This is a genomic window from Streptomyces monashensis, from assembly GCF_001866665.1.
Lineage (GTDB): Bacteria > Actinomycetota > Actinomycetes > Streptomycetales > Streptomycetaceae > Streptomyces > Streptomyces monashensis.
Window position 1 is genome coordinate 97,963 of sequence record NZ_MLYO01000048.1, and the last position, 22,937, is coordinate 120,899.

The following is a 22,937-nucleotide window of genomic DNA, read 5'->3' on the forward strand; positions in this document are numbered from 1 at the left end:
CGATAGCAAGGTGCTGGAGGATCCGTGGACCTGTCCTTGTCGACCGAGACCGTCGGCGATCGTACGGTCGTCCGAGTCGGTGGCGAAATCGACGTGTATACCGCGCCCAAGCTGCGCGAGCAGCTGGTCGAGCTGGTGAACGACGGGAATTTCCACCTCGTCGTCGACATGGAGGGCGTGGACTTCCTCGACTCCACCGGGCTCGGCGTGCTGGTCGGCGGCCTGAAGCGCGTGCGTGCCCACGAGGGCTCGCTGCGCCTGGTCTGCAACCAGGAGCGCATTCTCAAGATCTTCCGTATCACCGGCCTCACCAAGGTGTTTCCGATCCACACCTCGGTCGAGGAAGCGGTGCAGGCCACCGACTGACCCGGATCGCCCGTCGGTGTCGGGCTCCTGCCGGGAGCCCGACACCGGGCGGTCCCGTCCGGGCCGATGACGTGGCCCGGACACCGAAGTACATCTGGGGTGCGGGCGCCCGGCGGCCCCGCCTCCCGACCGCACGCCCGTAGCCGCGAGGGGGATGCATGGCCACCGTCGAACTCCGCTTCAGCGCGCTGCCCGAGCACGTCCGGACCGCCCGGTTGGTGGCGGCCGCGGTGGCGCGCAGGGCCGGAGTGGACGAGGCCGTCCTGGACGAGGTCCGGCTCGCCGTGGGCGAGGCCTGCTCGCGTGCCGTCGGACTGCACCAGAACAGCGGTATCTCGGCACCGGTGAAGGTGGCGCTGATCGAAGAGGAGAAACAGTTCTCCATCGAGGTCGGCGACGAGGCCCCGCACGCCGCGCCGGACGGTTCCGGCGCGGCGCAGGACGGCGAGACGGACGTCGAGGAGGACGAGATGGGCCTCGCGGTCATCAGCGGCCTCGTCGACGACGTGGAGGTCAGCACCGGGCAGGACGGCGGCCTGATCCGCATGACCTGGCCGACCACACCGCCGGCGGCGGTCGTGCTCTGAAAGCCGTCGCAGCACTTCACGAGGGCCCTGCCGAGCAGGGCCCTCGGTGTTTTTCCGGCCCGGACAGAGATCCTTCCGAATTCGTGAAGAAATTCACGATCATTGCCATGCTCCGAGGGCATTACTCCATTCGGGTTGTGTGGCGCGATCTCGATCATTCGCTGATGAGCCGGTTAGGCTAATTCCGTTTACCGCGCCCTGTTGAGATCACTCCCGGGTACCTAGAATCCGTCCACATCTTGAGCTCAGCCCAAGCGTCAAGGAGGACGAATGGCGGGGCTTTCTACTACTCCATCGGTTCACTCGACCAACCTCGCGGCCGCGGTCCTGACCGACCACAACCGCACCCTCGTGGCCGTCGTCGCCGTGGTCGCCCTGGCCGCACTGGTGGTCGCGGCGATCCTGGTGCGCCAGGTGCTGGCCGCGGGCGAGGGCACCGACAGCATGAAGCGGATCGCCGAGGCGGTCCAGGAAGGAGCGAAGGCGTATCTCGCCCGGCAGTTGCGCACGCTCGGTGCATTCGCCGTCGTCGTCTTCTTCCTGCTCATGCTGTTGCCCGCGGACGACTGGAATCAGCGGGCCGGACGATCGGTGTTCTTCCTGATCGGCGCGGTCTTCTCCGCGGCCACCGGCTATATCGGCATGTGGCTGGCCGTACGCAGCAATGTGCGGGTCGCCGCGGCGGCCCGGGAAGCCACACCGGCACCGGGCGAGACGGAAAAGGATCTCACCACCGTCTCGCACACCGCGATGAAGATCGCATTTCGCACGGGCGGCGTCGTCGGCATGTTCACGGTGGGCCTCGGCCTGCTGGGCGCCTCCTGCGTGGTGCTCGTCTACGCGGCCGACGCGCCGAAGGTGCTGGAGGGCTTCGGCCTCGGTGCCGCCCTGATCGCCATGTTCATGAGGGTGGGCGGCGGCATCTTCACCAAGGCCGCCGACGTCGGCGCCGACCTGGTCGGCAAGGTCGAGCAGGGCATTCCGGAGGACGATCCGCGCAATGCCGCGACCATCGCCGACAACGTGGGCGACAACGTCGGCGACTGCGCGGGCATGGCGGCCGACCTCTTCGAGTCGTACGCCGTGACGCTGGTGGCCGCGCTGATCCTCGGCAAGGTCGCGTTCGGCAACTCCGGGCTGGCGTTCCCGCTGCTCGTGCCGGCCATCGGCGTCGTCACCGCGATGATCGGCATCTTCGCGGTCGCCCCGCGCCGCGCGGACCGCAGCGGCATGAGCGCGATCAACCGCGGCTTCTTCATCTCCGCGGTGATCTCCCTCGTGCTGGTGGCGGTCGCGGTCTTCGTCTACCTGCCGTCGTCGTACTCCGCCCTGCACGGCGTGACGGACGCGGCGATCCGCGGCAAGGACGGCGATCCGCGGATGCTCGCCCTCGTCGCGGTCGCCATCGGTATCCTGCTCGCCGCCGTCATCCAGCAGCTCACCGGCTACTTCACCGAGACCACCCGGCGCCCGGTGCGGGACGTCGGCAAGACCTCCCTCACCGGCCCGGCGACGGTCGTGCTGTCCGGTATCTCGCTCGGTCTGGAGTCCGCCGTCTACACCGCGCTGCTCATCGGGCTCAGCGTGTACGGCGCGTTCCTGCTCGGCGGTACGTCGATCATGCTGGCGCTGTTCGCGGTCGCCCTCGCGGGCACCGGCCTGCTCACCACGGTCGGCGTGATCGTCGCGATGGACACCTTCGGACCGGTCTCCGACAACGCCCAGGGCATCGCCGAGATGTCCGGCGACGTCGAGGGCGCGGGTGCCCAGGTGCTCACCAACCTGGACGCGGTCGGCAACACCACCAAGGCCATCACCAAGGGCATCGCCATCGCCACCGCGGTCCTCGCGGCCTCGGCGCTGTTCGGGTCGTTCCGGGACGCCATCACCACCAACGTGCAGAACGTGGGGGAGAAGCTCACCGGGCCCGGTTCACCGCTGAGTCTGTCGCTGGACATCTCGCAGCCCAACAACCTCGTCGGCCTCGTCGCGGGCGCCGCGGTCGTGTTCCTCTTCTCCGGACTGGCCATCAACGCCGTGTCGCGATCTGCGGGTTCGGTGGTGTTCGAGGTGCGGCGGCAGTTCCGCGAGCACCCCGGGATCATGGACTACACCGAGAAACCCGAGTACGGGCGTGTCGTCGACATCTGCACCAAGGACGCCCTGCGGGAGCTGGCCACACCGGGTCTGCTCGCCGTGATGGCGCCCATCTTCGTCGGCTTCACGCTCGGCGTCGGCGCGCTCGGCTCCTATCTCGCCGGTGCGATCGGCGCGGGCACGCTGATGGCGGTGTTCCTCGCCAACTCCGGTGGCGCCTGGGACAACGCCAAGAAGCTGGTGGAGGACGGCCACCACGGCGGCAAGGGCAGTGACGCCCACGCGGCCACGGTGATCGGTGACACCGTCGGCGATCCGTTCAAGGACACCGCCGGACCGGCCATCAACCCGCTGCTGAAGGTCATGAACCTGGTCTCGCTGCTCATCGCGCCCGCGGTGATCAAGTTCTCCTACGGCGCCGACAAGAACATCGGTGTACGGATCCTGATCTCGGCCCTCTCGCTCGCCGTGATCGTCATCGCCGTGTACGTCTCCAAGCGGCGCGGCATCGCCGTGGGCGACGACGCGAGTGCCGAGCGGGTCGCCAACTCGGCCAGTACTGCGGTTGCTTCGTAGCCGTACTGCTGGTTCGTTCCGGAAGTCCTGCTCAACGGGTGGGCGGGCGGCGCGTGTTGACGTGCCGCCCGCCCAGCCGCGTCCGCGGGGGCGTGTGCGCGGTGTCCGCGGGTCGGCTGTGGGCTCGCCCACGTGGTGAGCCTTCTCTCCCTCGGCTCTCTTGGCGCAAAGCGCCATAAGGGGCGCTTCAGGGGGCGTACGGGATGTGAGGGGTGTGCGCCCGACGTGTAGGGTCCGTGGGCCGAGAGCCATGGAAGGGACCGATCCGGTGAACAAGAAGCTCGCGGCCGCACTGTCCGGCGGTGCGGTACTGGTAGTGGCGCTGACGGGATGCACCAGCAGCGGCAGCAGCGGCGACAAGGGGCCCGACCCCAAGATGGTCGCCTGGGCCAAGTCCGTGTGCCAGCCGCTGCCCGCGCAGCAGGCGAAGATCTCGGGTGCCTACGACGCGCTGTCGAAGGTCGCCAAGGACGGCCCGCCGAAGGACGTCCAGCAGACCGACTCCCAGGCCTTCCAGGACCTGGCCGACGGCTTCAAGGCGCGCGCGGCCACCCTGGACGGCGCCGGGGCGCCTCCGGGCGTCGCGGGCGGCGCGCAGAAGCAGCAGGACGCCGTCAAGAAGCTGACGGCCCTGTCGGCCGCGTACGCCGACCTGAAGAAGCGGGTGGACGGGCTCGACACCAAGGACCAGACGAAGTTCGCCTCCGGCCTGAGCGACCTCTCGGACCGGATGAAGGTGGTGCTGACGCAGTACGACAGCGTGATCACCGCCTTGAAGAACCTGGAGAAGGGCGACGTCAACGAGGCGGTCGCCAAGCAGGCGGGCTGCACGAAGACCTCCGGGTCCGGCTCCGCGTCGCCGTCGTCCGCCAACGGCTGAGTCGTCCGTCGCGGGCCACAATGGGGGGCGTGACTGACACCGGACTCGCCCCCCTGCCCGCCTCCGACCGACCGGGCGCCGCCGCGCGCCTGCGGGAGGCGCTGCTGGCCGTCTCCTTCACCGCCGACGGGCTGCTCGACCTGCTCGGCGCCCCCGCGTACGCGGCGCTGGCCCGCAGCGAGACCGTGCCCGCCCTGCGGGCGACCCGCGGCGACACGCCGCTGGAGACGCTCGTACGGCTCTTCCTGCTCCAGCAGCCGGTGCCGTACGCGCGCGTGGCGGCCGTTCTGCCGGCCGAGGAGGCCGTGGACGCCGGGTGGCTCACGCGCGTGGGCGGCGACGAGGTGGCCGCCACCGTGGACGTGCGGCCCTACGGCGGCCCCGGCGGCGAGGACTGGTTCATCGTCTCCGACCTGGGCTGCGCGGTGGGTGGTGCGGGCGGCATCGGGCAGCACGACGCGCGCGTCGTGCTGGGCGTCGGCGGCGCCTCCACGACCCTCGCCGGCATCACCGTCCGTACCCCGGTCGCCTCCGCCCTGGACCTCGGTACCGGTTCCGGCATCCAGGCCCTGCACGCCGCCCAGCACGCCACGCGCGTGACGGCGACGGACCTCAACCCGCGCGCGCTGCACATCACCGCGCTCACGCTGGCGCTGTCCGGCGCGCCGGCGGCCGACCTGCGCGAGGGCTCGCTCTTCGAGCCGGTCCGGGACGACGAGACGTACGACCTGATCGTCTCCAACCCGCCCTTCGTCATCTCTCCCGGCGCCCGGCTGACGTACCGGGACGGCGGGATGGGCGGGGACGATCTGTGCCGCTCGCTCGTTCAGCAGGCGGGGGAACGGCTGAACGAGGGCGGGTTCGCGCAGTTCCTCGCCAACTGGCAGCACGTGGCAGGGGAGGACTGGCAGGACAGACTCAGGTCGTGGGTGCCGCGCGGGTGCGATGCCTGGATCGTGCAGCGCGAGGTGCAGGACGTCACGCAGTACGCCGAGCTGTGGCTGAGGGACGCCGGTGACCACCGCGGGGATCCGGCGGACTACCAGGCGCGTTACGACGCATGGCTCGACGAGTTCGAGGCGCGCAAGGTCAAGGCGGTCGGCTTCGGCTGGATCACCCTGCGCCGGACGGGTGCCGCCGAGCCCGTCGTCACCGTGGAGGAGTGGCCGCACCCGGTCGAGCAGCCGCTCGGGGACGTGATCCGGGCGCACTTCGAGCGCCTCGACTATCTCCGCGAGCACGACGACGCGGCGCTGCTCGACGGCCACTTCAGGCTGACCGCCGAGGTGGTCCAGGAGCAGGTCGGCCTGCCCGGCGCCGAGGACCCGGAGCACGTGGTGCTGCGACAGCACCGCGGCATGCGCCGGGCCACGAAGGTGGACACGATCGGCGCGGGCTTCGCGGGTGTGTGCGACGGCACGCTCAGCGCGGGCCGGATCCTGGACGCCATCGCCCAGCTCATGGACGAGAACCCGGTCCTGCTCCGCGACCGCACCCCGGCCCAGATCCGCCTGCTCGTGGAACAGGGCTTCCTGGAGCCCGTGCGCTGACCCCGCCCCGGAGCGTCCCGCCGCGCCGCTCGGCGCGGCCGGATGCAAAAAGGCCGGAAAATGCGGATGGCATGTGTGCCAGGGTGACGATCGATCGTATGTTCGATAACGAGCCGGCTCGCCGTTCACCCCGATGTCGCTCGCCCGTCTCCCGCGCGTGCCACCCTCCCCGCGCTGGGCGGAGCCGGAGACGCGGAAGGGGAGTGCCGGGGATGGAGAGCGGGCCGGCGATCTACGCGGGAGTGGTGTTCGCCCTGTTCGGAGGCGCCCTGCTGGCCTGGACCGGCACCCGGGTCCGGCGCGGGGAACCGGTGGCCCACGGTGTGAACCGAGTCGCATCGGCCACCCTCGCGAGCGTCGCCGGAACGGCCGCGCTCGCCCTCGGCGTGTACTGCCTGACCCGCCTCTGACGTCGGCAGGCGTCCCGCGAGGGCCTGTCGCGGGAGTAAGGGGAGCGTCACGCTCCGGACATGGGGCACGGTGCTGCCGGGCAGTCCGGGCGGCAGGAATGCCGGTAGTCGGGTTACCGTTCGAGTGGCCGTTGTGGGCTTTTCCCGTTTGACACGGGGGCGGGATGTACCGTCACACTCCGCAGCGTCACACGTGCCAGCAGTACGCCGCGACCCCGGGACGAAGGCCTGGGGAGGCCACAGCGTCGACCGGAGAGAAGAGCGAAGTTGTCCCCGACCAGCGAGACCGCACAGGGCGGCCGCCGACTCGTCATCGTCGAGTCGCCTGCCAAGGCGAAGACGATCAAGGGCTACCTCGGCCCCGGCTACGTCGTCGAGGCGAGCGTCGGGCACATCCGTGACCTTCCCAACGGCGCCGCCGAGGTGCCCGAGAAGTACACCGGTGAGGTCCGCCGCCTCGGTGTGGACGTAGAACACGACTTCCAGCCGATCTATGTCGTCAACGCGGACAAGAAGGCCCAGGTCAAGAAGCTCAAGGACCTGCTGAAGGACTCCGACGAGCTCTTCCTCGCCACCGATGAGGACCGGGAGGGCGAGGCGATCGCCTGGCACCTCCAGGAGGTCCTCAAGCCGAAGATCCCCGTCAAGCGGATGGTCTTCCACGAGATCACCAAGGACGCGATCCGCGAGGCCGTCGCCAACCCGCGCCAGCTCAACCAGAAGCTGGTCGACGCCCAGGAGACCCGCCGCATCCTCGACCGCCTCTACGGCTACGAGGTTTCGCCGGTCCTGTGGAAGAAGGTCATGCCCCGGCTGTCGGCCGGCCGTGTCCAGTCCGTCGCCACGCGTCTCGTGGTCGAGCGGGAACGCGAGCGCATCGCGTTTCGTTCCGCGGAGTACTGGGACCTGACGGGCACCTTCGCGACCGGCCGCGCGGGAGACCCGTCGGACCCGTCGTCGCTGGTCGCCCGCCTCCAGACCGTCGACGGCAGGCGGGTCGCGCAGGGCCGCGACTTCGACTCCCTGGGACAGCTCAAGAGCGAGAACACCCTCCACCTCGACGAGGCGACCGCCCGCGCCCTCGCCGCCGCCCTGGAGAGCACCCGCTTCTCCGTGCGCTCGGTCGAGTCCAAGCCGTACCGCCGCTCGCCGTACGCGCCGTTCCGTACGACGACGCTCCAGCAGGAGGCGAGCCGCAAGCTCGGCTTCGGCGCGAAGGCCACCATGCAGGTCGCCCAGAAGCTGTACGAGAACGGCTACATCACGTACATGCGTACGGACTCCACGACGCTGAGCGACACGGCGATCGCGGCGGCCCGCGCGCAGGTCACGCAGCTCTACGGCGCCGACTACCTCCCGCCGCAGCCGCGCACGTACGCCGCCAAGGTCAAGAACGCCCAGGAGGCGCACGAGGCGATCCGCCCCTCGGGTGATCGTTTCCGCACCCCGGCCGAGACCGGCCTGAGCGGCGACCAGTTCAAGCTCTACGAGCTGATCTGGAAGCGGACCGTCGCCTCCCAGATGAAGGACGCGACCGGCAACAGCGTGACCGTGAAGATCGGCGGCACCGCGGCCGACGGCCGTGACGTCGAGTTCAGCGCCTCCGGCAAGACGATCACCTTCCACGGCTTCCTGAAGGCCTACGTCGAGGGTGCCGACGACCCGAACGCGGAGCTGGACGACCGCGAGCGCCGGCTGCCGCAGGTCACCGAGGGCGACGCGCTGTCCGCCGAGGAGATCACGGTCGACGGCCACGCCACCAAGCCCCCGGCCCGCTACACCGAGGCCTCCCTGGTCAAGGAGCTGGAAGAGCGCGAGATCGGCCGCCCGTCGACGTACGCGTCGATCATCGGCACGATCCTCGACCGCGGCTACGTCTTCAAGAAGGGCACGGCCCTGGTGCCGTCCTTCCTGTCCTTCGCCGTGGTCAACCTCCTGGAGAAGCACTTCGGCCGGCTCGTCGACTACGACTTCACCGCCAAGATGGAGGACGACCTCGACCGCATCGCCGCCGGTCAGGCGAAGGCCGTGCCGTGGCTGAAGCGCTTCTACTTCGGTGAGACCCTGTCCGACAGCGGCTCCGCCGCGGGTGGCCACGGCACCGCGGCCGACGCGGGCAACGGCGACGGGGACCACCTGGGCGGCCTCAAGGAGCTGGTGACCGACCTGGGCGCGATCGACGCGCGCGAGGTGTCGTCGTTCCCGGTGGGCAACGGCATCGTGCTCCGCGTCGGCCGCTACGGCCCGTACATCGAGCGCGGCGAGAAGGACACCGAGCAGCACCAGCGCGCCGACATCCCGGACGACCTGGCGCCGGACGAGCTGTCCGTCGAGCTGGCCGAGGAGCTGCTGGCCAAGCCCAGCGGCGACTTCGAGCTGGGTGCCGACCCGGCCACGGGCCACCAGATCGTCGCCAAGGCCGGCCGCTACGGCCCGTACGTCACGGAGATCCTCCCCGAGGGCACCCCGAAGACCGGCAAGAACGCGGTCAAGCCGCGCACGGCCTCGCTCTTCAAGTCCATGTCGCTCGACACGGTGACGCTGGAGGAGGCGCTGCAGCTGATGTCGCTGCCGCGCGTCGTCGGCGCCGACGCCGAGGGCCAGGAGATCACCGCGCAGAACGGCCGCTACGGCCCGTACCTGAAGAAGGGCACGGACTCGCGCTCGCTCCAGTCCGAGGACCAGCTTTTCACGATCACGCTGGAGGAGGCGCTGGCGATCTACGCCCAGCCCAAGCAGCGTGGCCGCGCGGCCGCCAAGCCGCCGCTGAAGGAGTTGGGCACCGACCCGGTCAGCGAGAAGCCGGTCGTGGTCAAGGACGGCCGCTTCGGTCCGTACGTCACCGACGGCGAGACCAACGCGACCCTGCGCTCCGGCGACAGCGTCGAGACGATCACCCCGGAGCGCGGCTTCGAACTGCTCGCCGAGAAGCGCGCGAAGGGGCCCGCCAAGAAGACCGCGAAGAAGGCGCCGGCCAAGAAGGCGGCCCCGGCGAAGAAGGCCGCCGCCAAGAAGACGGCGGCGAAGAAGACGACCGCGGCCGCGAAGAAGACCACGGCGGCCAAGAAGACCACCGCCAAGAAGGCCACCGCCGCCAAGGCGACGGCCTCCGGCACGGAGGACTGATCCGCCCCGCGGTCCCGCCTCCGGGTTTCCGTTCGGCTTCGCGAAGCGCCCGCCCGGTATCACTTGGGCACGCCCCGGCATCACTTTGGTGTCGGGGCGTGCGCATGCCAGGACACAAGACGTGTCCTGTCGGTGGCTGCCGATAGGCTGAACGCATGACGCGAGCCGAGCAGCCAACGGCCCCCACCACAGAACCGGACGAAGCCCTGGTCGCGGACTCCCGCGAGCGCGCCGTCCGCTCCCTGCTGCGCCGACCGGAACTGCGGCGCCTGTGGAGCGCGCATCTGGTCGGCGGCACCGGCGACGCCCTCGCCCTTCTCGTCCTGGTCGTCCTCGTCCTCCAGGCGGCGATCGCCCAGGGCGCCTTCGGCGGGGGATACCGGGGTGTGGCGTTCGCAGTGGCGACCGTCTTCGCCGCGCGCGTGCTCGCCACCTTGCTCTTCGGCGCCGTCCTGCTCGGCCCCCTGACCTCGCTCACCAGCCAGGAGGGCCCGCTCGACCGGCGCTGGACCATGGTCGGCGCCGACGGTGTGCGCGCCCTGCTGCTGATCGTCGCGCCCCTGTGGATCGACTGGACGCCGGACAACGCGCTGGCCGTCCTGCTCGTCACCGCCTTCGTCACCGGCGTCGCCGAGCGCCTGTGGACGGTGTGCCGGGAGAGCGCGGCCCCCGCCCTGCTGCCCGGCCCGCCCCCGGAGGGCGCCACCGTACGGCCGCTGCCGGACCACATGGACGCTCTGCGCCGGCTGTCGCTGCGCACCGGCTTCCTGGCCGTCCCGCTGGCCGCCGCCACCCTGGTCGTCGCCGGACTGCTCAACAACCTGCTGGGCACGGGCGTGGTCTGGTTCGACCAGCACCACGCGGCCCTCGGCTCGTACGTCGCGGCGGGCCTGTTCGCCGCCTCCCTGTCCGTGCTGACCTCGCTCGAACTGCCCGACGTGCGCACCCCGCGCGCGCGGTCCCCGCTGGAGGGCCTGCGCCGCCCGCGCACCGGCACCGGCGTCGACAAGGGCCGTACCGGCGCGATCCCGCTGCTCGTCCTGGCCTGCGCCGCCGTCGCGGGCGCCATCGCCGCCGCCGTCTCGGTGTGCGTGCTGCACGCCACCGACCTGGGCGGTGGCCCGGTCCTGTACGGCCTGCTGGTCCTCGGCCTGACCGGCGGCGTCGCCGTCGGCATCCGTACGGCCCCCCTGGTGCTGCCCTCGCTCTCGCGGCGCCGGCTGCTCGCCCTCGCGATCGCCTTCACCGGCATCGCCCTGCTGGCCGCCGGCCTGGTCCCGGACGTCACCACGGTGCTGCTGATCGTCGCTATCGCCGGCGTCACCGCGGGCGTGGCGGCGAACACCGGGCATGCCCTGCTGGACCAGGAGACCGAGGACTTCCGCAGGGCGCGTGTCACCGAGCACCTGCACGCCGTGGTGCGCGTCTGCATAGTGCTCGGCGTCCTGATCGCACCCGTCGTCGCCGGGCTCATCGGCCGCCACCGCCTGGAGAACGGCCGGTTCGTCTTCGCGCACGGCGGCGCCTCCTTCACGCTGATGCTGGTCGGCGCGCTGCTGCTGCCGGTCGCCGCGCTGGTGCTCGCCAAGGTCGACGACCGCTCCGGCATCCCGCTGCGCCAGGACCTCAAGGACGCGCTGCTCGGCGGCGACGACCCGGTCGAGGCACCGGCCACGAGCGGCTTCTTCATCGCCCTGGAGGGCGGCGACGGCGCCGGCAAGTCCACCCAGGCCGAGGCCCTCGCCGAGTGGATCCGGGCCAAGGGCCACGAGGTCGTGCTCACCCGCGAGCCGGGTGCCACGCCGGTCGGCAAGCGGCTGCGCTCGATCCTGCTGGACGTGTCCTCGGCGGGCCTGTCGCACCGCGCGGAGGCGCTGTTGTACGCCGCCGACCGCGCCGAGCACGTCGACACGGTCGTACGCCCCGCCCTGGAGCGCGGCGCGGTCGTCATCTCCGACCGCTACATCGACTCGTCCGTCGCCTACCAGGGCGCCGGCCGCGACCTGTCCCCGACCGAGATCGCCCGCATCAACCGCTGGGCGACCGACGGCCTCGTCCCGCACCTCACCGTCCTGCTGGACGTCTCCCCGGAGACGGCCCGCGAGCGGTTCACCGAGGCGCCGGACCGGCTGGAGTCGGAGCCGGCGGAGTTCCACGCGCGCGTGCGGGCCGGTTTCCTCACGCTGGCCGCCTCCGACCCCGGCCGCTACCTGGTGGTGGACGCCGGTCAGGAGCCCGAGGCCGTCACGACCGTGATCCGGCACCGGCTCGACACCGTGCTGCCGCTGTCCGAGGCCGAGATCGAGGCCCAGGAGGAGGCGCGGAAGAAGGCCGAGGAGGAGGCCCGCCGCAAGGCCGAGGAAGAGGCCGCCCGCAAGGCCGAGGAGGAGCGCCTGGAGCGTGAGCGCCAGGAACAGCTCGCCAGGCTGCGTGCCGAGGAGGAGGAGCGCAAGCGCCGCGAGCTGGAGGAGGCGCAGCGCCGCGAGGCCGAGCGGCAGGCGGAGGAGGCCCGGCAGCGGGCCGAGGAGGCCGCCCGGCGCGCGGAGGAGGAGCGGCTGCGGCTGCTCGCCGAGGAGAAGGCCCGCGCCGAGGAGGAGTCCCGCCGCAGGGCCGAGGAGGAGCGGCGCCGCAAGCAGGCCGAGGAGGAAGCCCGGCTGCGCGCCGAGGAGGAGGCGCGGCGCCTGGAGAAGCAGCGCAAGGCCGAGGAGGCGCTGCTGCGTGCCGAGGAGGCCCGCCGCCAGGCGGCCGAGGCAGCGGCGGCGGCCGACACGGCGGCCCGCAGGTCCAGCACCCGCCTGCCGGCGGCGCCGGGTGTCCTGCCCGAGGCGTCGACGGTTCCCACGCCGGTCGTGTCCCCGGAGCCGCGCGGTACCGAGGAGACGGTGCCGACACCGGTGGTGCCGCTCGGCAAGGACGAGCGGGACGCCGACGCCAAGGCCCGTTCCACGCGCGCGTCCGGGACCGGCGCCGGCTCCGAGTCCGAGGTGACCGCCGAGCTCCCGCAGCCGCCGGCCGCTCCGGGCGCGGCGGACGAGACGGCGGTGCTGCCGCCGGTGACGCCGGGTGCGGTCGATGAGACGGCCGTGCTGCCGCCCGTACGGCCCGGTGCGCGCCCCGACGGCTCCGAGGACCGCACCCGCGAGATGCCCCAGCTCGACGCCGACGGCACACCGCGCCGCCGCCCCCGCCCCGACTGGGCCGAGGAGACCCCGCTGGACGACCTGCCGTCGCTGGCGGACGAACTGCTGGGGTCGTACGACGAGCGGGAGTACGGCGACCGGGACGAGGAGCAGGGCGGCAGCCGGGGCCGGGGCCGGCGCGGTTGACGGCGGGCCCGGCGGGCCCCGGCGGGGCGGAGGGCGGTGCGGGTCGGAGCGATCGACCGGCGCCGCCCTCGCGCTTTCCCGGTGGCCACCGGGGCGGCCGGACTGCGTTGTCAGTGCCCGCCCGCACAATGGAGGGCAGGAACGCGGAGTGTGACGGAAGGGCGGCGTGACCCATGACCGTGTGGGACGACCTCGTCGGGCAGGAGAAGGTGAGCGCGGTGCTCGGCGCCGCCGCGCGGGACGCCGACGCCCTCGTCACGGCCGCCGCAGCCGACGAGCCGCTGCCCGAGGCGTCGAAGATGACGCACGCCTGGCTGTTCACGGGCCCGCCCGGCGCGGGCCGGAACCAGGCGGCGCGGGCCTTCGCCGCGGCCCTGCAGTGCGTGAGCCCCGACCGCGCCCTCGGCGGCTCCCCCGGCTGCGGTTTCTGCGACGGCTGCCACACCGCCCTGCTCGGCACCCACGCCGACGTCAACACGGTCGCCGCGGTCGGCTCCGAGATCCTGGTGAAGGACATGCGGGACACGGTCCGCAAGTCGTTCACGGCGCCGGCGAACGGCCGCTGGCAGATCATCCTGGTCGAGGACGCCGAGCGGCTGAACGAGAAGTCGGCCAACGCCGTCCTCAAGGCCGTGGAGGAGCCCGCCCCGCGCACGGTCTGGCTTCTGTGCGCCCCCTCCGTCGAGGACGTCCTGCCGACGATCCGCTCCCGCTGCCGCCACCTGACCCTGCGCACGCCCTCCGTCGACGCGGTCGCCGACATGCTCGTACGGCGCGACGGCATCGAGCCGCAGGTCGCGGCGGCCGCCGCCCGTGCCACGCAGGGGCACGTGGAGCGGGCCCGGCGCCTGGCCACCGACCCGGCGGCCCGTGAGCGCCGGGCCGCCGTGCTGAAGCTGCCCCTGCGGCTGGACGAGGTCGGCGCCTGTCTGCGGGCCGCCCAGGAACTGGTGGACGCGGCTGCCGAGGACGCCAAGCAGCTCGCCGAGGAGATGGACGGCAAGGAGACGGAGGAGCTGAAGGCAGCGCTCGGCGCGGCCCAGGGCGGCCGCCTGCCGCGCGGCACGGCGGGCGTGATGAAGGACCTGGAGGACATGCAGAAACGCCGCAGAACCCGCACCCAGCGCGACAGCCTCGACGTCGCCCTCGGCGATCTCACCGCCTTCTACCGCGATGTGCTCGCCCTCCAGCTCGGCTCCCGCGTGGCGATCGCCAACAGCGACGCCGAGGACGCCCTGGACCGGCTGGCCCGGGGCAGCCGCCCGGAATCCACCCTCCGCCGCATCGAGGCGATCGGCGCGTGCCGCGAGGCCCTCGACCGCAATGTGGCCCCGCTGCTGGCGGTGGAGGCGATGACGATGGCGCTGCGGGCGGGGTGAGGGGCGTGCGGGCGCTGACGGAGACGGGATGAGCGGCGGGCGGCTGCCGCCGGAGTGGGTGCGGGACGCCCGTGACACCACTCGCAGTCCCGCATGTCCCTCGTACGAGCACATCACCCGCACGGGCCGCGCCCGATGCGTAGCACAGCGTTACGCTCGCCGAATGCACACCAGGCCATCCCCCCGCCGGACCAGCGGCCCCCGCGCCCGGGCGACGGCGCGCCTCGCCGCCGGTCTGCTCGCGGCCGCCGCCCTGCTCGTGTCCGCCTGCTCCTCCGGCAGTTCGACCACCCCGGCCGGCGACACGGCGGACGCGGCGCCGGCCGCGCTGCCGCGGGCCACGCCGTCGGCGCTGTCGTCGTACTACAGCCAGCGGCTGCGCTGGCAGAGCTGCGGCGCCTCGGGCTTCCAGTGCGCGACGATGAAGGCCCCGCTGGACTACGACAATCCCGGGGCCGGTGACGTACGGCTCGCCGTCGCCCGCAAGAACGCCACCGGCAAGGGCCGGCCGATCGGTTCCCTGCTGGTCAACCCGGGCGGCCCGGGCGGCTCGGCGATCGACTACCTCCAGAGCTACGCGGGCATCGGCTACCCGGCGAACGTCCGCGCCCGCTACGACATGGTCGCGATGGACCCGCGGGGCGTGGCCCGCAGCGAGCCGGTGAAGTGCCTCGACGGCCGCCAGATGGACGCGTACACGCAGGCGGACATGACCCCCGACGACCAGCGGGAGCAGAACGCGCTGGTCGCGGCGGACAAGGAGTTCGACGAGAGCTGCGGGGCGCACTCGGCGCGATTGCTGCGACACGTCTCCACCGTCGAGGCGGCGCGGGACATGGACATCCTGCGGGCGGTGCTGGGCGACCGGAGACTGAACTACGTGGGGGCGTCGTACGGCACGTTCCTCGGCGCGACGTACGCGGGCCTGTTCCCCGACCGGGTCGGGCGGCTGGTCCTGGACGGCGCGATGGACCCCTCCATCGACGCCCGCACGCTGAACCTCGATCAGACGGCGGGCTTCGAGACGGCGTTCCAGGCGTTCTCGAAGGACTGTGTACGGCGCTCCGGTTGCCCTCTCGGCGGCAAGGGCACGACGCCGGCGCAGGTCGGTGACCACCTCAAGGCGTTCTTCCACAAGCTGGACGCGCACCCGATCCCGACCGGCGACGCGGACGGCCGCAAGCTCAGCGAGCCGCTGGCCACGACCGGCGTGATCGCGGCGATGTACGACCAGGGGGCGTGGGAGCAGCTGCGCGAGGCGCTGGCGTCGGCGATGAAGGAGAACGACGGCGCGAGCCTGCTCGCGCTCTCCGACAGCTACTACGAACGCAACGCGAGCGGCCACTACAGCAACCTCATGATGGCCAACTCCGCCGTGAACTGCCTGGACCTGCCCCCCGCCTTCACCGGCCCCGACCAGGTGCGCCAGGCCCTCCCCGCGTTCGAGAAGGCGTCCCCGGTCTTCGGCGACGCCCTGGCCTGGGCCGCGCTGAACTGCGCGTACTGGCCGGTGAAGGCCACGGGCAAGCCGCACCGCATCGAAGCGAGGGGCGCGGCGCCGATCGTGGTGGTCGGCACCACCCGCGACCCGGCGACCCCGTACCGCTGGGCCCAGTCCCTGTCCCGCCAGCTCTCCTCGGGACACCTGCTGACCTACGTCGGCGACGGCCACACCGCCTACGGCCGCGGCAGCACCTGCATCGACACCTCGATCAACACCTACCTGCTGAACGGCACCCCGCCGCCCCCGGGAAAGCGCTGCTCGTAGCCCGGAAATCCCTGCTCACACCCCCTGCCACCCGCCCCGGAGCCCTCGCTCCCGGAGCGTGGTCGGAGCACCCTCGGAAACTGTGTAGACTTACCGATGTTGCCGATCGCACCATAGTGCGGACGGCGCGCCGCCTTAGCTCAGATGGCCAGAGCAACGCACTCGTAATGCGTAGGTCTCGGGTTCGAATCCCGAAGGCGGCTCCATGGAAACCCCGGATCGCTTGCGATCCGGGGTTTCGTCGTTTCCGCTCGGCCGTCGGGGGAAGGTGCCGACGAAAGCGGAGCAAAGGGGCCGCAAAGTGAATCCGGGTCGGGTGAACCCGCGGAGCTGAGGCAACATCTTGGTGAACGGGGAGCGCCGCGCAGTCAGGGTGCGGTGCCGCCGTCGGCCGTTTGGGGTGAAGGACGTGGTGGAGCCGAGGATCGCCGTCGCCGTGGTGACGATGGGCAACCGGCCCGCCGACGTGGATGCCCTGCTGGAGTCCGTGGCCAAGCAGGATCTCGCTCCCGCGCGCATCGTGATCGTCGGCAACGGCTGCCGGCTGCCCGAGTTCGCCCGCCGCCTCTCGCTGCCCGGTGAGGTCACCACCATCGACGTCGAGGAGAACCTCGGCTGTCCGGGCGGCCGGAACGTGGCCCTCGCCCGGCTGCGCGAGTTCGGTGACGTCGACGTCGTCGTCGAGCTGGACGACGACGGACTGCTCGTCGACGCCGACGTGCTGCGCCGCGTGCGGGACCTGTACGTGGCCGATCCGCGCCTCGGCATCGTCGGGTTCCGCATCGCCGACGAGCACGGCGAGACCCAGCAGCGGCATGTGCCGCGGGTGGGGAGGTCGGATCCGCTGCGCGGCGGTTACGTCACCGGGTTCCTCGGCGGCGGACACGCCCTCAGCATGGCGATGCTGGCCGAAACCGGCGACTGGCCCGCCGAGTTCTTCTTCGCGCACGAGGAGACCGACCTCGCCTGGCGCGCCGCGGACGCCGGCTGGAAGATCCTCTACGCCCCGCAGCTGCTGCTCCAGCACCCCAAGACCTCGCCCGCCCGGCACGCCATCTACTACCGAGTCAACGCCCGCAACCGGGTCTGGCTGGTCCGGCGCCGGCTGCCACTGCCCCTCGTCCCCGTGCACCTCGGGGTGTGGACCCTCCTCACTCTCGCCCGCACCCGCTCCCCGGCAGGGCTGAAGGCATGGCTCGCCGGGTTCCTGGAGGGCCTGCGGGAGCCGGCCGGCGAGCGGCGGCCCATGCGCTGGCGGACGGTGTGGCGGCTGAGCAGGCTGGGGCGCCCGCCTGTGATCTGAGCGGCGGGCGGGTGTCGGCCGGGAGATTCCGGGAGGACGGGACGCAGGGCCCCGGTCGTTCACCTCCGCCGACCGGGGCCCTGCGTCCCCGGATCCAGCCTGCGGCGACACTCCCCCGAGTTACGCGACACACGCGCGCGCCGTGGGGCCGGATCCGATGAAGTGATCACATCAGGACTCTCCAACGGATCGCTAACATGTGGCCAACGGTTCGCCTGAAGGTCGCGAACCGGGTGGCCGGAACTCGCCGAGCGTACGGGAGCCCGGCCGTCGGACCGTCCGGTCCGTGAGCCGGTCCCGGGCCGACCCAGGGCGGGTTCGGTCGGCGGAAGGTGGCGGGAAACCGTTGTGGGCAGGGCGGGTTTCCGCCAGGGAACGGTGGGCGTGCGCCCACCACGCAGTGCGGTCGGCCCCGACCGCGCGGGAAGGCAGTGGAGCGGCGTGATGCGGCGGTGCGGGCTGCGGTTCGGGCTGCTGGGACCACCGGGCCTGTATGACCGGCCGGCGTACGAGATTTCGTACGAGGCGCAGTGCAAGACCGTGCACAAGGCGGCGTACGAGACTCCTGGTGTTCTTTCCAGCGAGGCCTTCGACGACCTCCCCGACAGCGGTGTCCGGGCCATCGGCAGTCCCAAAGTGCGCGCCCTGCTGGCCGCGTTGCTGCTGGAGGGGGGCCGGGTCGTGTCGGTCGAGTCGCTGAAGGACGCCCTCTGGGGCGGGGCGCCGCCCGTCTCCGCGCAGGCGTCCCTGCACAACCACGTCACGCGGCTGCGCCGGCTCCTGGACGACCCCGAGCGGCTCAGGGCCGTACCGCCCGGGTACGTGCTGCGCGTCGAACACGGCGAGCTGGACGTGCACGTCTTCGACGCCCGGGTCGCGGAGGCGCGGGCCGCGCACGCCCGGCGGGAGTGGCCGGACGTCGTACGGGCGTGCACGTACGGGCTGTCGCTCTGGCGCGGTACCCCGCTCAGCGGGCTCCCCGCCGACTTCGGCGGCTACGCGCTGGTGCAGCGCCTGGGGGAGGCGCGGCTGCTCCTGCTGGAGTGGCGTTACGACGCCGAACTCTCCCTCGGCGGCGCACGGCTGGCGGCGCTCGTACCGGAGCTGGCCGCGCTCGTCGCCGAATATCCGCTGCGCGAGGCGTATCACCGTCAGCTCATGCTCGCCCTGCACCGCACCGGCCGCCAGGCCGAGGCCCTCGCCGTCCATCGCGACCTGCGGGCACGCCTGATCGAGGAACTCGGCGTCGAACCCGGCCCGGCGGTTCGTGCGGTGCATGTCGAGGTGCTGCGGGGGAGCGGCCGGCAGCGGGAGCGGGCGGACGCCGCGGTGGAGGACGTCCGCGGGCAGGGGCACGGCGACGGGCCCGTCGAGGCCGTCGCCGTGGAGAAGGAGAGCACGCGGGACGCGGGGCAGGGCGAGGGGGGCGCGGGGCCGCTCGGGGAGGGGCGGGAGCCGGCCCCACCGGCTGCTCGGCAGACCCCGCGTCCGGCCCAGCTCCCCGCTCCGCCGGCCCATTTCACCGGGCGCACGGACGCGCTCGCCGAGCTGCGGCGCGCGCTCACCGAGCCGTCCGCGCCGGCCCCTGCCGTCGCCGTGATCAGCGGCATGGCGGGCGTCGGCAAGAGCGCGCTCGCCCTGCACGTCGCACACGAGCTGCGGGAACGTTTCGCCGACGGTCAGCTCTACGTCAACCTGCACGGTGCCACCCCCGGCATGACCCCGCTGACCGCCGTACAGGCCCTCGCCGCGCTGCTCCGGGACCTGGGTGTCGAGCCCCGCGGCATCCCCGAACACCCCGACGCCGCAGCCGCGTTGCTCCGCTCGCTGCTCGCTCCGGCCCGCATTCTGCTGGTGCTGGACGACGCGGCGCACGCGGCCCAGGTACGGCCCCTGCTGCCGGCCGGGCCCGGCTGCGCCGTGATCGTCACCAGCCGTTCGCCGCTGACGGCGCTCGACGGCGCCCGGCGTTTCCCGCTCACCCCGCTGACCGCCGAGGACAGCGCGGCGCTGCTGCGCGCGGTGAGCGGGCGGGAGGGTCTGGACGCCGGGCACCCGCTCGTCGAGCTGACCGGGCGGCTCCCGCTGGCGCTGCGCGTGGTCGCGGCCCGGCTCGCCGCCCGCCGCGCCCTCACCCCCGAGGTGCTGGCCGGTCAACTGGCGGAGACCGGCGGCCGGTTGCGTCATCTGGAATACGACGACCTGAGCGTCCGGCGCTCCCTGGCCGTCGCCCACGACGCGCTCGCCGCCGCCGTGCGCGAGGCCGACCGGGACGCGGCCCTCGCGCTGCGCCACCTCGGCGCGCTCGACCTGCCGACCTACGGCGCCCCGCTGATCGCCCGCCTCACCGGCATCGACGAGCGCCGTGCCGAGGGCGCCCTCGACCGCCTGGTCGACGTGGCCCTCCTGGAGGAGACCGCCTACGGCCGCTACACCCCGCACGACCTGGTCCGTGACTTCGCCCGCGAACTCGCCGACCTGGAACGGGATGCCGACGACGGGACACCGGACGCCGTGGCGGACACCGGCTCACCTGCCGGCGCAGCCGAAACCGCCTCCCCCGACCTGGCCGCCCTTCGCTGGTACGCCGCCGTCGCCGAGCGGATGATCGAGGCGATCGTGGAGCCCGGGCTCGATCTGGAGGACCGGCGGCGGGCGACCTCCGCGCAGCCGGCGGGACACGCGTCCGACGTGGCTGGGCTGGGGTATTTCGGGTCCGCCGAGGAGGCCTTCGGGTGGGGGGAGGTGGAGCTGGAGAACGTGGTCACCCTGGTGGCGCGGAACGCGGAGACGGCCGACCCGTACCGGGCCGCGTATCTGTCCGTGCTCGTGCGGCTCCTCTTCCCGTGCATCCAGCGCAGGGGGCACTTCGCCGAGATGGAGGTGCTGGGGCGGGCCGGGCTCGGGGCGGCGCGGCGGCTCGGGGACGCGGCGGCCGAGGCGTACGCCCTCGGCGACCTCTCGGGCCTGCACTTTCTGACCGGCCGGAAGAAGGAGGCCCTCGCCCTCACCGACCGCTCCCTGGAGATCTGGCGGCGGCTCGGCACGGCCTCCCGGGTCCGGCGCTGTCTGAACAACCGGGGGCTGCTGCTGGAGGGGCTCGGGCGGTTCGAGGAGTCCGAGGAGGCGCTGCGGCAGAGTCTCGCGTGCTCGCGGCAGTTGGACGACCCCTACGGCGAGGCCATCACCCACCAGCATCTCGGCAACCTCTACGAGCACACCGACCCGCGTGCCGCCATCGAGCAGCACCGGCACTCGCTGGCGATCGGGGACGCGATCGGCGCGTTCATCGTGCGGCACACGGCGCACTGCAACATCGGCTATGCGCATCTCGCCCTGGGCGAACCGGCGGCCGCGGCAGGGCACTTCGAGGAGAGCCTGCGCATCCTCGGCGGCGCCGACGACTGGCACGGCGAGTCCCAGACCCGGCTCGGCCTGGTCCGCTCGCTGCGACTGCTGGGGGAGACCGAGCGGGCGGACGGGGAGTGCGCCGAGCTGCTGCGGCGCGCGGACGCCCGCGCCGACCGGTACATCGGCGGGCTCGCCCGGCACCAGCACGGGCTGCTGCTGCGCGAGCGGGGGCGGTGGCCGGAGGCGTACGACGCCTGGCGCGCGGCCCTCGCGGCACTGGACGGCACGGACGACCAGGCCGTCCTCGGCGAACTGCGCGCCCTGCTCGCCGAGGACCGACCGGACCGAGGGGACGGAACGGATCGAGTGGATCGGGGGGACCGAACGGACCGAGTGGATCGAGTGGATCGGGGCGACCGGCCCAAGGGGGCGTGACCGGTGGTCACTTGGCGTCGGCATAGCACTCCACCACCGCCGTGGTGAACGGGAACCGCACCGGTGTCTCGCCGAAGGTCAGCCGTCCGGCGAGGTCGGCCGAGGCGCGGATGGCCGCCACGACGGTGTCGGCCTCCTCGACGGGGCAGTGCACGATGACCTCGTCGTGCTGGAAGAAGACCAGCTCGGCCTTGAGATCCGCGCAGGCCTGGCGGAGCGCGGCGAGCATCAGCAGGGCCCAGTCGGCTGCGCTGCCCTGGACGACGAAGTTGCGCGTGAAGCGGCCGCGCGCGCGGGAGTTGGTCGAGGCGTAGCCGGGGACCCAGGCCTGGCCGTCCGCCGACGCCGGCTCGCCGTCGTCCTCGCCGAGGGGGATGCCCGCCTCCTCCGCCGCGTCCTCGCCGGAGCCGGCGGCGGGCGGGCAGGTCCGGCCCAGCCAGGTGCGCACGAGCCGGCCCTCCTCGCCCGCGCGGGCTGCCTCGTCGACGTAGGCGACGGCCTTCGGGAAGCGGCGGCGCAGCGCGGCCAGGTTCTTCAGGCCGTCTCCGGAGGTCTGGCCGTAGACCGCGCCGAGCACCGCGAGCTTGGCCTGGTCGCGGTCGCCGGAGAAGGCGTGCTCGGAGACCGACTGGTAGAGGTCGCTCTCGCGGCCCGCGACCTCCATCAGACCGGGATCACGGGAGATCGCGGCGAGCACGCGCGGCTCCATCTGGTCGGCGTCGGCCACCACCAGCCGCCAGCCGGGGTCGGCGACCACGGCCCGGCGGATCACCTTGGGGATCTGCAGCCCGCCGCCGCCATTGGTCACCCAGCGTCCGGTGACCGTGCCCCCGGCGAGGAACTCGGGGCGGAAACGGCCGTCGCGCACCCAGTCCTGGAGCCAGGACCAGCCGTGGGCGACCCAGACGCGGTACAGCTTCTTGTACTCCAGCAGGGGGGCGACGGCGGGGTGGTCGATGTCCTGGATCTCCCAGCGGCGCGTCGAGCGCACTTTGATCCCGGCCTGGGCGAAGGCCTTGACCACGTCGGCCGGCAGGTCGGGGCGCACCCGGCGGCCGAAGGCGGCGGACACCTCGTCGGCCAGCTCGGCGAGGCGGCGCGGCTCGCCCCCGCCCGCGTACCGCTCGCCCAGCAGGCCGTGCAGCAGCTCGCGGTGGACCTCGGCGCTCCAGGGCAGGCCCGCGTGGTTCATCTCGGCGGCCACCAGCATCCCGGCCGACTCGGCCGCCGTCAGCAGCCGCATCCGGTCGGGGTGGGCCGTGCGCGCGTGCCGCCGCAGCTGCTCGGCGTAGACCGCGAGGAGGTCGGCCAGGGGCAGGGGGCTGCTGCCCATGGGTTCGAACAGCGGGGACTGTGCGCCCGGTTCGGCCGCGCGCAGCGGCGGGTCGGGCGGTACGGGGCCGCCCCGGAGGCGGGCCAGGGCGGCGGCGGCCGAGCGTGGCTCGCCGTGCCGGCCCTCGTGACCCAGCAGGAGTGTCTCGGCGTCCTCGATGTCGTAGCACCGCTCCACTCGCACCCCCGTGGCGAGCAGACGCGGGTAGACCTCGGGGGTGGACCGCCACACCCAGCGCGTCACCTCCGGGCGGCTCCGCACCGCCCCGGCGGGATCGCTCTCCCGCCGCACCGGCCCTGCGGGCAGCCCGTCCCGGCCGAGGGGCGCGACGTCCACGCCACCGTCCTCGGCCGGAGCGAGTGCCCACCGGTCGGTCATGGTGCGAGTCTGACAGGCCGGTCTGACAATCCCTCCGACCTGCTGTTTCATCCTTTCGAGGGGCGACGGCGG

The 22,937-nt window shown here is 72.8% G+C and carries 13 protein-coding genes and 1 tRNA gene; 13 read left to right on the forward strand and 1 reads right to left on the reverse strand.

From position 1 onward, the window contains the following. The first annotated feature begins 24 nt into the window (after nucleotides 1-24). The 13 genes from bldG to BIV23_RS27345 all read left to right on the forward strand — a co-directional run bounded on the left by bldG (nucleotide 25) and on the right by BIV23_RS27345 (nucleotide 21,154). A complete protein-coding gene (bldG, locus tag BIV23_RS27285) occupies nucleotides 25-366 on the forward strand; it encodes an anti-sigma factor antagonist BldG (protein WP_071373230.1) in 342 nt (113 codons plus the stop codon). A gap of 158 nt (nucleotides 367-524) precedes the next feature. Continuing rightward, nucleotides 525-953 (forward strand): ATP-binding protein, encoded by a 429-nt coding sequence (locus BIV23_RS27290; protein ID WP_071383624.1) that lies wholly within the window; start codon nucleotides 525-527, stop codon nucleotides 951-953. A 270-nt stretch (nucleotides 954-1,223) separates the two neighbouring features. Next, nucleotides 1,224-3,626 (forward strand): sodium-translocating pyrophosphatase, encoded by a 2,403-nt coding sequence (locus BIV23_RS27295; protein ID WP_071383625.1) that lies wholly within the window; start codon nucleotides 1,224-1,226, stop codon nucleotides 3,624-3,626. 268 nt (nucleotides 3,627-3,894) lie between these two features. Beyond that, entirely contained in the window at nucleotides 3,895-4,506 is a 612-nt protein-coding gene (locus tag BIV23_RS27300; RefSeq protein ID WP_079173401.1) for a small secreted protein, read from the forward strand. A 20-nt stretch (nucleotides 4,507-4,526) separates the two neighbouring features. Beyond that, entirely contained in the window at nucleotides 4,527-6,056 is a 1,530-nt protein-coding gene (locus BIV23_RS27305; RefSeq protein ID WP_177240047.1) for a N5-glutamine methyltransferase family protein, read from the forward strand. 212 nt (nucleotides 6,057-6,268) lie between these two features. After that, a complete protein-coding gene (locus BIV23_RS27310) occupies nucleotides 6,269-6,466 on the forward strand; it encodes a hypothetical protein (protein WP_071383628.1) in 198 nt (65 codons plus the stop codon). Nucleotides 6,467-6,733: 267 nt separating this feature from the next. Further along, nucleotides 6,734-9,592 carry a type I DNA topoisomerase gene (gene topA, locus BIV23_RS27315; protein ID WP_071383629.1) on the forward strand — a complete coding sequence of 953 codons (2,859 nt, stop codon included), beginning with the start codon at nucleotides 6,734-6,736 and terminating at the stop codon, nucleotides 9,590-9,592. Between the two features lie 155 nt (nucleotides 9,593-9,747). Further along, a complete protein-coding gene (gene tmk, locus BIV23_RS27320; RefSeq protein WP_071383630.1) occupies nucleotides 9,748-12,918 on the forward strand; it encodes a dTMP kinase in 3,171 nt (1,056 codons plus the stop codon). A gap of 173 nt (nucleotides 12,919-13,091) precedes the next feature. Then, on the forward strand, nucleotides 13,092-14,297 hold the full coding sequence (locus tag BIV23_RS27325) for a DNA polymerase III subunit delta' (protein WP_071383631.1): 1,206 nt from the start codon (nucleotides 13,092-13,094) through the stop codon (nucleotides 14,295-14,297). A 163-nt stretch (nucleotides 14,298-14,460) separates the two neighbouring features. Continuing rightward, nucleotides 14,461-16,065 (forward strand): alpha/beta hydrolase, encoded by a 1,605-nt coding sequence (locus BIV23_RS27330; RefSeq protein WP_071383632.1) that lies wholly within the window; start codon nucleotides 14,461-14,463, stop codon nucleotides 16,063-16,065. Nucleotides 16,066-16,194: 129 nt separating this feature from the next. Continuing rightward, nucleotides 16,195-16,271: transfer RNA gene (locus BIV23_RS27335), tRNA-Thr, on the forward strand. Between the two features lie 203 nt (nucleotides 16,272-16,474). Then, nucleotides 16,475-17,368, forward strand: coding sequence for a glycosyltransferase family 2 protein (locus BIV23_RS27340; RefSeq protein ID WP_079173409.1), 894 nt, complete (start codon nucleotides 16,475-16,477; stop codon nucleotides 17,366-17,368). Nucleotides 17,369-17,812: 444 nt separating this feature from the next. Further along, nucleotides 17,813-21,154: an AfsR/SARP family transcriptional regulator gene (locus BIV23_RS27345; RefSeq protein WP_079173402.1), complete on the forward strand. Its 3,342-nt coding sequence runs from the start codon at nucleotides 17,813-17,815 to the stop codon at nucleotides 21,152-21,154. A 7-nt stretch (nucleotides 21,155-21,161) separates the two neighbouring features. Here BIV23_RS27345 and BIV23_RS27350 read toward each other — a convergent pair whose 3' ends face one another. Then, nucleotides 21,162-22,865 carry a bifunctional 3'-5' exonuclease/DNA polymerase gene (locus BIV23_RS27350; protein ID WP_071383633.1) on the reverse strand — a complete coding sequence of 568 codons (1,704 nt, stop codon included), beginning with the start codon at nucleotides 22,863-22,865 and terminating at the stop codon, nucleotides 21,162-21,164. Nucleotides 22,866-22,937 lie beyond the last annotated feature (72 nt).